Source organism: Vibrio sp. 10N.222.51.C5, from assembly GCF_041474575.1.
Classification (GTDB): Bacteria; Pseudomonadota; Gammaproteobacteria; order Enterobacterales; family Vibrionaceae; genus Vibrio; species Vibrio crassostreae_C.
This window is the reverse complement of the sequence record NZ_JBFRUJ010000035.1, coordinates 1-12,507: the sequence shown is the minus strand read 5'-3', so window position 1 is coordinate 12,507 and position 12,507 is coordinate 1. Positions and strand designations below refer to the sequence as shown.

Annotated in this window: 12 protein-coding genes and 2 pseudogenes; 6 read left to right on the top strand and 8 right to left on the bottom strand. The window is 42.6% G+C overall.

The annotated features are described in order from the left end of the window. Window positions 1-505 precede the first annotated feature (505 nt). From AB4558_RS11970 to AB4558_RS11960, 3 genes are all read left to right on the top strand, one after another. The gene (locus AB4558_RS11970; RefSeq protein WP_017059076.1) at window positions 506-1,414 is read left to right on the top strand and encodes a dienelactone hydrolase family protein; all 909 of its coding nucleotides are present in this window, start codon (window positions 506-508) and stop codon (window positions 1,412-1,414) included. 331 nt (window positions 1,415-1,745) lie between these two features. Next, complete coding sequence (locus AB4558_RS11965; RefSeq protein ID WP_372073979.1) at window positions 1,746-2,549, top strand: MetQ/NlpA family ABC transporter substrate-binding protein; 804 nt, start codon at window positions 1,746-1,748, stop codon at window positions 2,547-2,549. A gap of 211 nt (window positions 2,550-2,760) precedes the next feature. Then, complete coding sequence (locus tag AB4558_RS11960; RefSeq protein WP_017065459.1) at window positions 2,761-3,441, top strand: haloacid dehalogenase type II; 681 nt, start codon at window positions 2,761-2,763, stop codon at window positions 3,439-3,441. A gap of 167 nt (window positions 3,442-3,608) precedes the next feature. Here the strand turns inward: AB4558_RS11960 and AB4558_RS11955 are convergent, their stop codons facing one another. The 3 genes from AB4558_RS11955 to AB4558_RS11945 all read right to left on the bottom strand — a co-directional run bounded on the left by AB4558_RS11955 (window position 3,609) and on the right by AB4558_RS11945 (window position 5,287). After that, window positions 3,609-3,977 carry a hypothetical protein gene (locus AB4558_RS11955; RefSeq protein WP_032546992.1) on the bottom strand — a complete coding sequence of 123 codons (369 nt, stop codon included), beginning with the start codon at window positions 3,975-3,977 and terminating at the stop codon, window positions 3,609-3,611. Window positions 3,978-3,992: 15 nt separating this feature from the next. Next, on the bottom strand, window positions 3,993-4,865 hold the full coding sequence (locus AB4558_RS11950) for a patatin-like phospholipase family protein (protein WP_017070388.1): 873 nt from the start codon (window positions 4,863-4,865) through the stop codon (window positions 3,993-3,995). Between the two features lie 83 nt (window positions 4,866-4,948). Beyond that, window positions 4,949-5,287 carry a cytosolic protein gene (locus tag AB4558_RS11945; RefSeq protein ID WP_372158832.1) on the bottom strand — a complete coding sequence of 113 codons (339 nt, stop codon included), beginning with the start codon at window positions 5,285-5,287 and terminating at the stop codon, window positions 4,949-4,951. A gap of 317 nt (window positions 5,288-5,604) precedes the next feature. Between AB4558_RS11945 and AB4558_RS11940 the strand changes: the two genes are divergently transcribed. Then, the gene (locus AB4558_RS11940) at window positions 5,605-7,113 is read left to right on the top strand and encodes a DUF3360 domain-containing protein (protein ID WP_372073975.1); all 1,509 of its coding nucleotides are present in this window, start codon (window positions 5,605-5,607) and stop codon (window positions 7,111-7,113) included. Window positions 7,114-7,209: 96 nt separating this feature from the next. Here AB4558_RS11940 and AB4558_RS11935 read toward each other — a convergent pair whose 3' ends face one another. The 4 genes and pseudogenes from AB4558_RS11935 to AB4558_RS11920 form a co-directional block, all read right to left on the bottom strand. Further along, window positions 7,210-8,352 (bottom strand): MFS transporter, encoded by a 1,143-nt coding sequence (locus AB4558_RS11935; RefSeq protein WP_372073973.1) that lies wholly within the window; start codon window positions 8,350-8,352, stop codon window positions 7,210-7,212. A gap of 45 nt (window positions 8,353-8,397) precedes the next feature. Beyond that, a complete protein-coding gene (locus AB4558_RS11930; protein ID WP_065583531.1) occupies window positions 8,398-9,129 on the bottom strand; it encodes a GTPase in 732 nt (243 codons plus the stop codon). Window positions 9,130-9,204: 75 nt separating this feature from the next. Further along, complete coding sequence (locus AB4558_RS11925) at window positions 9,205-9,348, bottom strand: hypothetical protein (RefSeq protein WP_157938615.1); 144 nt, start codon at window positions 9,346-9,348, stop codon at window positions 9,205-9,207. Between the two features lie 546 nt (window positions 9,349-9,894). Continuing rightward, window positions 9,895-10,110 (bottom strand): annotated as a pseudogene (locus AB4558_RS11920) (alpha/beta fold hydrolase); the annotation flags it as partial. Window positions 10,111-10,562: 452 nt separating this feature from the next. Here AB4558_RS11920 and AB4558_RS11915 point away from each other — a divergent pair. Next, the gene (locus AB4558_RS11915; protein ID WP_136974809.1) at window positions 10,563-11,132 is read left to right on the top strand and encodes a cold-shock protein; all 570 of its coding nucleotides are present in this window, start codon (window positions 10,563-10,565) and stop codon (window positions 11,130-11,132) included. 38 nt (window positions 11,133-11,170) lie between these two features. Next, entirely contained in the window at window positions 11,171-12,148 is a 978-nt protein-coding gene (locus tag AB4558_RS11910) for a hypothetical protein (protein WP_136974810.1), read from the top strand. A gap of 126 nt (window positions 12,149-12,274) precedes the next feature. Here AB4558_RS11910 and AB4558_RS11905 read toward each other — a convergent pair. Next, window positions 12,275-12,428: pseudogene (locus AB4558_RS11905) on the bottom strand (alpha/beta hydrolase); the annotation flags it as partial. Window positions 12,429-12,507: the final 79 nt, after the last annotated feature.

Sequence of the window (12,507 nt, the reverse complement as noted above, 5' to 3'; positions counted from 1 at the left end):
GCTAATCCGCGATGAACCTAAAAAAAGCGGCAATGAGCATCAGTAAGCCAAACGTTACAAGTTTCCATTTTTTTATCTGACGCAGAAGTTTCAACATCTATTTTATCTCTCATCAAGAAGGTTCTGATAACGCTAAGGTCGTCCCTATGAGAAAGATTATACCAGAGTAAAATCAAGCGTTTTGCATTGAAACTTACTTGTCCATGTCTGCGGAAAATAAGCCTAGCTCTAATGTGCCCAACTTCGATTTAGAGCCTCCCTAAAAACAAACAATCATCACACCCGACTTCACTGACTTAACCCTCAAATCAACCTTGTATTGAATTGCTCCGTAAAACAAACCAAAGCGATGGAAATCGATTCGAAGTGATCGTTTTATCGGACTGTCATCTAGTTTTTGTACTTTGATATAACAAATAGCTCAAAAGTTATTGAGCGATCGTTCAGTTATATCAAATTTTCCACTATAGTTGATTGGTCAAACAACTCACAACAAGGAAAAGTTATGAATCCAAATACCGAATCTCAATCAACGCCGACTCGATCTATCCCTCAAGAAGCATTTGATTGGTACGACGAATATGCACACGGCCTGATTGATCGCAGAGAGTTTATGGCTCGTCTATCTGGGCTAGCTGTACTTGGCTTAACCATGACGACGCTAACTTCTGCACTGATTCCTAATTATGCGCAGGCAGAGCAAGTCTCTTTCAATGACCCTTCCATCAAAGCAACCTACGAGAAGTTTCCTTCACCTAAAGGACACGGCGAAGGCTATGGTTACTTGGTTGTACCCAAAGAGTTAGAGGGCAATGCGCCTGTTGTATTGGTCATTCATGAAAATAGAGGCCTCAATCCATACATAAAGGATGTGGCAAGACGACTCGCAGCGGCGGGGTTTATTGCGTTTGCACCTGATGCACTCTATTCGCTTGGCGGGTATCCAGGTAATGATGATGAAGGTCGAACGATGCAGAAGTCGCTATCAAAAGAGAAAATCGAAGAAGACTTTATCGCAGCGGCAAACTTCTTGAAGTCCCATGAAAAAAGTAACGGTAAGCTAGGCGCAGTCGGTTTCTGCTTCGGTGGCTATATCGTGAATATGTTGGCCGCTGTCATGCCAGAGCAACTCGATGCAGGCGTTCCATTTTATGGTACTCCTGCCGCACCAGATTTAAGAAAAAATGTAAAAGGCCCCTTGCTCATCCAATTTGCGGGAATCGATAAACGCGTGAATGCGACTTGGCCAGATTATGAAGCCGAACTCAAAGAGAACGAAGCAGACTACACAGCTTACATCTATGACGGCGTGAACCATGGCTTCCATAACGATTCAACTGGCCGCTATGCTGAAGAAGAAGCAGAGTTAGCTTGGAAACGTACACTTGAGTTCTTTAACCAAAAGCTTTCTTAATAGTTAGCTTTACTGAACCCGTTTTCTTTAGATTCCGAGTGACTGCCCTATTCCCTACAAAACCCAAAAGGCCTCGCACTCGCGAGGCCTTTGTTGGTCGGTAATCAGTTCCTCCCTTTTCCCATTACCAACAATAGGTTTGAGATGTAAACCAAGGGGGTTAGAAGGGGATTGTCGGTCGAGTCTCACGTACAGAAGCCTCGTTGATTCACTGACTTAACCGCTCATCAATGTAACTTCGCTTCAAACAAACCTATTGACCCGATCGCGCAAATAGATAATATAGATAGCTAGACGTCTACATGTCTTTTATTTATTAAATGGAGTTATCATGAACAGCTACAAAAAAATCACAGCATCCCTGTTGGCATTAGCTTTCGTATTCGGTGTAACAGGATGTGGAAAAAAAGACGAGGCTGTCATCAAGATTGGGGCGACAGTTGGCCCACATGCACAAGTTGTACAGGCAGTCGCCAAAGAAGCAGCAAAGCAAGGGATTAACATTGAGCTAGTTGAATTCTCAGACTACATCACCCCTAACGCAGCATTAGATGATGGAAGTATCCAACTGAACAGTTACCAGCATCAGCCATTCCTCGATAACTTTAATGCCAATCACGATAGCCAGTTAGTTTCTATCGGACGTTCAATTTTGATGCGTATGGGCGTTTACTCTAACAAGTACACTTCGCTTGACTCTATCCCTGATAACGCACGAATCGCGATTCCAAACGACCCAACGAATGGCGGGCGTGGACTATTACTGCTTGAAGATGCCGGGCTGATTTCATTAAAAGACAACGCTGGTTTCAACGCATCTTTAAACGATATTGTTAGCAACCCGAAGAACATTCGATTTGTTGAAGTGGATGCCGCGCAGTTACCCCGCTCTCTTGACGATGTAGATGCTGCTGCAATCACCATGAACTATGTAATGTCGGCTGGACTCGATCCTAAGAAACAAGGCATTTACTTAGAGAAAAAAGACGCACCTTTAGCAGTGATGGTTGTTGCGGCGCGAGAAGAAGACAAAAATAATGAAACGTATAAAAAGATCATCTCAATTTACCACTCACAAGAGATCAATGACTTTTTAGACAGCACTTTCAAAGGCACCATAGAAGCCGCAAATTAAGCTAAATAATCCAAATAAATCATTTCAGATTTGGCGTTGCATGATACCGATGAAGCAACGCCAGATTTGAGTTGAAGGGTTGTCGCTGACGTATTCCAGCCCCCTTTTCAAATTAGAGAGCAAAGCTCAAGTTACTTAAATCGAGGTTGAAAACCGTATCGTCAGAGCAGATTATGTAAGCATGAAATTCAATTAAATCTGGGTTCTTCGCATGAAAAAAGAAGTGATACTGTTTGATATAAACGAAACGGTTTTAAATTTGGAGTCATTACAGCCTAAATTTAAAGCGGTGTTTGGAAAGGAGGATGCATTATCACTTTGGTTTTCAAAGCTTTTACACTCTTCAACGGTTTGCATCGCAACAAACGTAAAATCTACTTTTTCTGAATTAGCGAATGCAGCGCTCAACGCTATTGCACAACGGTACAAGTGTGATTTAACGGCGGAAAGCAAAGGTGCCTTGTTAACTTCTTTTGCCAATCTACCACCGCACACAGATATCAAAGCGTCTTTGCTCAAATTGCGCGAGAACGGGTTTAAAACCGTCGCTTTTTCCAACTCATCCCTCGATCTCATCACTTCTCAAATCAAGAACTCAGGCTTAGAAGATTATTTCGACACCGTCATTTCCGTTGAAGAAACAGGCAGTTTCAAACCCAATTCAGATGTGTATAACTTTGCAGCCGAAACTTTAAAAGAGCCTGTCGAAAACCTTCGTCTTGTCGCTACTCATGATTGGGACACTCATGGTGCGCTATCCGCTGGCTTACAAGCAGCCTATATAGACCGAACAGGAGTTGAGTATCATTCCTTGTATTTGAAACCGGAGATTAGCTCAAGGACGATGAATGGTGTGGTGGAACAAATAATTAAGCACAATTTAGACAAGTAAAATCTCAAGAGACTTTTCTACTCCTGATTCGATACAACCACCCTGTAGTGGTCAACAAATTCCGGACACTGACTTAACCGCTTTGATCAACCTTGTGTTGAACTGCTCTGGTTATAGAGACGCTGTCGGTTACCTAAAAACTGCAGTTACCTAGCAACAAATATAAGCTAAAAACTACTGTAAGAATGAGGAACGCGTTTGTCTTCATCCCAGCCTGATAGCTCAATATTGATCAATGATTTGCGCTGCTCATTACACAGTGAAGCGATATTGATGATAGGCAGTTGACTACGAAACTGCGCTGTAAGGATGACCTTTTTACTTTCGTTAAGGCTGCTTCTGCATTGCCGCAAAATCGCTTCAGTATCTAGTTGGTGTGCGTTCTCGATAATTTGGATATCAGCATTCTCTTGATAGCAATCTATCAACCAAGATACAGCAGGCTCTTCTATGCTGGTGAGCACGATGACATCTTTTGTTGTGACCAATTCTTTGAGTTCAGATAGTTTGAGTTCAGTTTCCATAGTTACCCTCATTCAGCAGCAAATACATTAAAGTCGATTGCCCAGTTTAGCCTGTGCTAAGTGGTAGCCTCTGTCGATCATCTCTTGTGAGCGATCAAACTCTAGGGTGCCACAAGCATTGCGTGGGATCTCAAGCGTGATATCGGCGGGGTAAGCGGCCAACTTTTGGCGAGCAATGGTCGATTGCATCGCATCAAATGCTTGGTTGGCAATATCGTAAAAAGCAAAGTTGAAGCTCATTTTGCTTTTTACACTGCTACCGAGGTTATCGATAAAATGCACAACCTTCTCATGCAGGTTGCTCTCTTTTGTTGGCAGGGAAACCGGTATCACTTCCTGTTTAACCATTTCAGGTTCACCACCTAAATTCACAGCCAGTGTAAAGTCTGTATTATCACCAAAGGTAGGCGCAATCGGTACGGGATTAAGAACGCCGCCATCAATCAGCACTTCTCCATTGATAACGTGAGGGGTCAAGAACAGTGGCAAAGAGATAGAGGCGCGAATGGCATCAAACAGAGAACCTGATTGCAGCCAAACCTCTTTTTCATCGGCGACGTTAGCGGCAACTGCGGTATAAGGGATGGGCAGATCTTCAATTGAAATCTCGCCGATCAGTCCACGCAGAGTGTCGATGATCTTGTCCCCTTTGAACATACCACTCGACTGCCATGAAAAGTCCAACAACATCGCCATATCACCTTGATCGATACTGGTGACCCACTCTTCAAATTCATCCAACTTGCCCGCAGCGTAGACACCACCGATAAGTGCGCCAATTGAACAGCCAGAAATGGATTTTATCTGATAGCCATGCTCAATTAACCAGCGGATGACTCCAACGTGAACCAAGCCTCTTGCGCCACCACTGCCAAGTACCAATGAGATCGTTTTTGCCATCATATTAATCCTTTAGTTTTAAATTCTAGGTGGGCTAACTCGCCGATTTACCAATTCGCCGATCTCAACTCACTGAATCACTCTCAGTCCATACGGGTAATGAAGGTTTGCTCGTCATCGACAAAAGCCACGTAGTCGCCGTGATAGATAAAAACCCGACCACCCCCTTCAATGATACACGCAAGCTGTGGGTTCAAATCTTCTTCAATATCTCTACTTTGAAAAGTGCCGGTATCGGTGATCACACCGCGGAGTTTAGGCAAAAATCCATAACTGCGTTTGGCTTGATCAATCAGGCTCAACTCGCTGGCGGTAGAAAAGCAAGCTGGGATTGGGCCTGCATCTTCGATAAACATAGTTTTCAGTTCTTCAAAGGCTGTAATTACCAGCCAGTCGATGCCATTTACGTGATGGATAAACATTGTTTATAAATACCTAGTTTCTCGATAACTCTAATGCGGAGATTCTATCACTATCAAGTGCAGAACGTGGGAGAAATTAAGGGACTACAAATAACCAGACACATACTATCTACAGGGTCTAATACTAGTCGTCCGACTCTACGACTAATGTCTAACCGACTGAGTCTATTTGTTTTTTTTGGTTTGGTATAAGGTACTAACAACTAAATGTTAATGAGTTTTTAATTATAAGTTGACGCATTGTTTGCACTTCATACCGTGAGTCAACAACGTTTGTTGGAATAACACACCTAAGAGTGTGAACGAAAGGAATCAAAATGAGCACTACTTTAGAGTCCGCACATATACAAACAGAGAAGCCTCAAGCCAATGAGGATGAACTCACCTATGAACAACAACATAAACCAAGCTCAGAGTTTGAATCCCGAGAACAGTATCTAGAACACGAATTGCAAATCATGTCGCCTAAGCGCTGGCGTCCAAATTTGCCGTTTAAAGATTATCGATTTGAGATAGAAGACACCATCCCAGCGATGGCGGCGACCATTGGTAAAGTGGTTATGGTGGGCGCGATTGCAGCCACCTTTGCTGGGGCTCTCGGATTAAATGAAGACTTCATTCTAGAAAACGTTCGTTATGAACTCCTCATCGCCTCAGTTTTCATCATCCTTTTCTCTGGCTTCTTACTACCAACGGCTAACCTCGCAGGGACCCACGGCCCACTTATCCCTTTGATTCCGATTGTGGTTGCAGCAGGTGGACACCCGATGGCGTTTGGCCTGTTGATTGGCGCTTTTGGCCTCATCTTAGCCATCAGTAAAGGTGGCAGCATGTTGGCCAACCTCACCAGTAAAGGCGTGTGTGGCGGCTTATTGCTCTACCTCGGCTTTGTTGGAACCGCCTCTCAAGTGAAAAAACTTTTCGCTTGGGCTGAAGGAGTCGGTATGAGCCACATCGCGTTTGTGGTGATCTTTTGCACCATTATCTTGTACGCGCTACTGGAACACTTCCGCAAACGTTGGTTAGCAGTACCTCTTAGCTGCTTGTTGGGTGGTACGATTGCATTTGCCATGGGCGCCCCATTTGCTTTCCACACTGAGCCAGGCTTGCCCAACATGAACCCTATGTATTGGTGGGGAGAAAATACAGGTTGGATGCTAGGCCTACCGACGATTGAACACTTCATGGTGGTATTGCCGTTTGCGATTCTAGCCGTAGCGATGTGGTCACCGGATTTCTTAGGGCATCAAGTATTCCAAAAGATCAGCTACCCAGAACGTACCGAAAAAGTACACATGAACATCGACGACACCATGACCACGGCATCAATTCGTCAAACGTTCGGTTCTCTGCTTGGCGGTACTAACTTTACGTCTTCATGGGGGACTTATATCGTACCGGCGGCGATTGCTAAACGCCCTATTCCTGCCGGCGCGCTGCTCACAGCTCTGTTCTGTATTATCGCTGCTGTTTGGGGCTACCCGATGGATTTAGCTATCTGGCAACCTGTACTGTGTGTGGCGCTGATTGTTGGGGTATTTGTTCCATTGCTAGAAGCTGGAATGGAAATGACGCGTGAAGGAAAAACCACACAGTCGGCAGCGATTGTTGTATTTTCTTCAGCGCTCGTTAACCCTGCATTTGGCTGGGCTCTCACCATGCTGTTAGATAACTTAGGCTTAGTCGGTTGTAAAGAACGTAGTAGTGAACTGAGTAAAATGAGCCGCTGGGTATTGCCTGGCATTATGTTTATTGTGCTAAGTGGTGTAATGGCGCTGGTTGGCCTTCTACCGGGCATACCAGCGATTATCCCGAGTTTTCGTTAAGCTCGATTAATATTTAGTTTTAGTAAGAACGCAAAAAGGCCTCGCAATCGCGAGGCCTTGTTTTATCTATCAAACCAGTGAGATAAATGAGTGTCGCTATTGTTTCTGTAGCTTATCGAATCCATTAATTCGCTGATGAAGCTGCGTTCCCATAGTCAACGAAACCAACAGACTAATCAAAGCAATCACTGCTCCAGAAACAAACACCCATTGATAACCAGACATCCAGATGATTCCCAACAGAAATGGTAGGAACACCGCTGCAATATGGTTGATGGTGAATGACAAACTCGCCGTTGAAGCCACTTCATCTTCCCGAATTGTCTTTTTAAAGTAGGTGTTCAAAGCGATCGCAAAACTAAAAATGATACTGTCGACAACATACAACCCCGCTGCCGCATAATGATCATCCACAAATGCGTAAGATAGGAACACCAACACTAACGCGGCATACTCAATGATCAAAGCTAGCCTCTCTCCGACTCGGTCGATAAATCTCCCAACATAAGGTAGAGCAAGAGTTGCTGCTAAGCTGGATACCATAAATAAAGCGGCCATCATCGCAATCGTATAGTGGAACTTGGTCACCATCAGTAAGCCAGCAAATGCCACAAAGATCTGTCTTCTTGCTCCACTCAAAAAGGTAAGAATGTAATAGGTCGTGTATTCACGTCGGACAATGAGTTTAGTGTGTTGTTTAACCTCTGTATGAGTATTTTTAAACGTGACCAAGTACACCGCTAGCCAGAAACATATTGATCCACAAGTAAAGAAAATAGCCTTATCTGAAACGTCAAAAAGATAGCTCGCGACCATAATGCATAGAAAAGTCACCATCGAGAAGAAAGAGGCGGCAGAGCGAATCTTTCCCATTGATTCACTAAAGTTCTCAGTCGCTAACAACTGTGTTGAGAGTGATTTGTTCACCGCTTCTAAATAATGGAAACCAATAGACATGATCGTCGTGCTGAAATAGAAGCCATAAATCGAAGGCAGATACCCCGTCACGGCAACGCCTAGCCCTAATATTGCAACCGACAGTACAGCGACTCTTTGTTCTGAAGCGATGAACAACAGAAACAAAACGGTAAATGAGAGCAAGCCTGGGATTTCCCTGACACTCTGCAATACACCCACATCAGCCCCGGTCATACCAACAGTGTCGACAGCGAAGTTATTCATCACGACTCGCCATCCAGTATTCGCTATCACTGACGCGATAGCGATGATAACCAACATCGCGAATGAGCTCCGCGATGTTAAAAGCCTAAGCCAGAGAGTCATTTAAACCGCCGATTCTAAAAGAAAATCATGAATATGATCGCGCATGAATAAAGCCATCGAAGAGAGGTCTTCCCATGTTTCTTTATTCGTGTGGGTAATGCACTCAACAAAAACTTTGCTTAAGTGTGGCTCAGCATGTAACCAACGACTGACATATTTCCCGGTGTAACACACATGCTGCATTTCATCTTCTAAGATTTTTTGAATCGTTGGACGCATTTGTTTCATGTAATCATCGTCAGACTCATCGATGATCGCCAAATGCAGTAACAGTAAACGCCATGAACGTATTTCAATAGAGTGAACCCTAAACAGGAATGTCTTAAGCTCATCGTCAAAGTTCATGACTTTATCTAACTCATATTGAACTTCATGTTCATGCGTTTCTGTCTCGTACCCAGTAAAAGGGATAAGGCTGGCAAACAACGTAGAATGATTCATCTCATCGTTATAATGACGCAACATAAGCGGCCTTAATTCATCATCTGCATACCGCTCTGCGATCATTCGTAACCTTGCCGCACCTTTAGCCTCATCGATTGCATTGTGTAAAAGGTAGTAAGCCATCATCTTTTTATTTTGAAAAATAGTTCGAGCCAAACCATTCATCATCTCAGAAGTGAAAGACAAATCAGATACTAAATATTTCTCAATGCAATCCTTGTATTCTTTTGAAAGACTCACACCTTGGGTGTCAAATAAACTATAGAGACTGTTTTGTATATTATTCATAAACCATTCCTTTCCTCAGCACACATCTTCAATAAGACACTCTCTCGAGTGCCTTATTAAGAGGGAGCAAGCTAATTAGCGAGACTCTTTTTTGTGGTGTTCTGACGGGGCTGGATTCGGTTCAAAAGCAGCATTTGAGCGTACCAGTCTTGGAGGTTGGCTAGAGATATCTTGCTTCTTAAGTTTTAACGATAAAGCCGCTATTAGTTTTCCGTTCATATTCAGATCCTCAAAAATAATGGTATGTTCTGAGCTTGGTAACGATATGCAACTAAGACAAAGAACACAGAGACAATACAACTCGTTAACAAATTGTTACACGATCATTTTTAGAATGTTATTTTTTGGGATTGATAAGTATTCAGGGAGCTTTTACTTCTTTGATAAATTCATTGGAGATTATTATTTGTCGCTGACGATGATGTACAAATCAGGTCTGTGCCAGTTGGATTGAATAATAAGTAAAACAAAGTCACAGACTTGTCGCAGTTAATGAAATTCCGTGGAACGGTTCAATTAAACCCAAACCTCCCCCCTCTAGCTCCCCCTCAAATGGAGTTCACCGATCTCATTAGATATACGTCCGAGGGGGAGAACATTCTTTGGCGCTGCACATGTAGCGATCTGTATTCAGTTCCTCCCCTTTCCCGCTACCAACAAGAAATTGGAGATGTAAACCAAGGGGAGGTTAGGAGGGGATTATCAGCCTATTCTCACGTACATCTGCCCTAGTCGTTTCAGGATCTGTACTGCACGTTAAAAGCCCTCACTCACTTGGTTTTGCCAAAGCCTGCTGTCTAAACTCCAACCGTGAATGAAGATCAGTACCGTATCCCCACTCCCACTTTTGCCATACGCAATTTGCTCACCATCGTGAGATATCGCAATACCATACTTAACCATTGAATCCTGAGCCATGGCATTAAAGCTACCAAGCGCCATGAATACCAAGAGTGTGATGTTTAGAATTAAACGTTTCATAGTGTCTCTCTACTTACTTTAGAAGGAACACAGAAAGTGTTCCCTGTGAAGTTGTAGACAGGTCAAGGGTGATTTAGATAAATACCTCTCCCGTGCTTGGTAACTTAACCAACTTATTTCTGCCCCAATATGGCTTAGAGTTAAAGCCCTAAGCCAAGTTAGTCCGTGCATTTTTCCCACTACTTCTAATCCGATGAAAGAGAGTAAGACCATGCTCATTTGGGTTTGATCAGGTTGAAAATCGTATTGTTCAGAATCCGCCGAAGCTATATGGAAACTTTAGGCAATTTATAAAGTTCATATCTTAGACGCTAGGCAGTGCGGGCTTTGATTGAGCGCGAGTATAATTAGTGCTTTGCAAGACCAAAACATTTGTGATAACAATCAATCAGTTATAACCAATACTTTGATATAGTAATCATCGTTCATTTTAAATCAATAAGGAAGGTTCCTTGGAAGGTACAGTAAAATGGTTCAGCCAAGATAAAGGATATGGTTTTATAACTTCGGATAATGGTCAAGACCATTACTTTAACGTTCGATCGATTCAAGGTGCGGATTTACCATCGAATGGAGACAAGGTTTCATTCAACAGTAAGCCAGGTAACAAAGGTCCTCGAGCCATAGATGTAAAGATTACGTCGAAGGTTGCTAGTTATCGTCATAATACTAGACAAGATGATCGAATAAATTGTCCTAGTTGCCATAAAAAAATTGTTCCAAGAATGATCACCTATCGCGGTAAGCCAGAAAAGTCAGTATGCCCATATTGTGCAGCGACAGTTAAAACTTTCAGCAATTGCTTCATAGCTACTTCTGTTTATGGAGATCCATGTTGTGATCAGGTCCGAGAGCTTCGCAAGTTCCGAGATACAAAGCTGCAAACTAACTCTTTCGGGCGATCCTTCGTTAAAGCTTATTATTTAATATCACCGCCAATTGCTGGTTGGTTAGAGAGCAAACCAACTATCTCAAGTGTTATAAGAAAAATACTTGATGGAATAGTAAATATAGTGAGATAAAAGGAGAATATATTAATGAAATCAATAGGAAGATTGACATGAAACTTACGCTGAAATATTCGACAGCTACAATCTTGGCTTCTACAATTTTGACTGGCTGCGCAAGCACTCAGGATAAAGCTCAAACATCTATTGATAATGTCACAACTACCTCAGAGTATTTGTTAACTAACAAAAACAGTGATGCTTCACATGTTGCCGCTGTTACTAACAGCGTAAAGGTTGCTGGCTTTAATGACTTTGATAGAAATCGTTCTGCAGACGTACTTATTAATAGCGATGTAACCATCGCTCAAAGTCTTCAGCTCATAGGTATGATGACAGGTCGTATTTCTATGGATGAAGGGATGACTCACTTAATTGGTATTGAACGTAACCGCAATGACGTTGACTCCGCGTATCGTTGGATCAATTTGGTCAAATTCAACAAGGTAGATACGTTAGACCATCAATCAGTTAGCGATGCGCTAGTTGAATCACGTAGAGAGTTAGCCGACGTTGTTTCATACGCTTATAAAGGTATCGGAGTAAAAACTAAAGTTATTGGTTCAGCCTCTGACCTATCCAAGAAGCTTGTGATTGCTCCTTATGATGAGGAAACTGGTTTGATGTATGCTTGCCACAAGCAAGAGAAAGCGGCAGAAATTTTTGACCTTAAAGTTAAAGATATTAGTTACAAAAACGCAAGTTGTGCATTGAACTCTCAACCTTATTACTTTAGCTGGTTAAATGACTTAGATTATGAAAGCATTTTACCTGAAGGTCACTTTACCGTTACTACAATTTCCTTACCTTTAACCTTCCCACTGTCAAAATTAACCGACTTTGTTGGCGGTAAGGATATTTTCGTTGTTTTACCCGAAGAACCATTTTTGAGAGATCGTAAATCTTACGAATATATTTCAACTTTGGATGATAAACAAAGAGCGGCTTTAGTTGACCCTTGGATTCTCAAGACTCATTCTTCAGTTTATAGCTTAGAGCAAAAAACTTTCCTCGAGTACGGATACAAGTAGAATATCGCTTATTGAGGTTGGAGGTTTCGTGCCTCCAAAAAGAAAAGAGCTCGCGATTGTCGCGAGCTCTTTTAGTATATCCTTGGCTCACGAGTGATGAGGCATATCCGGTTGTTAAAAAGCCTTGTATATCCCCACTCCCACTTTTGCCATACGCAATTTGCTCACCATCGTGAGATATCGCGATACCGTACTTAACCGTTGAATCATGAGCCATGGCATTAAAGCTACCAAGTGCAATGAATATCAAGAGTGTGATGTTTAGTATTAAACGTTTCATAGTGTCTCTCTACTTACTTTGGAGGGAACGCAGAAAGCGCCCCTCTCAATCAATATAGCCACTATCATAGACAGGATCT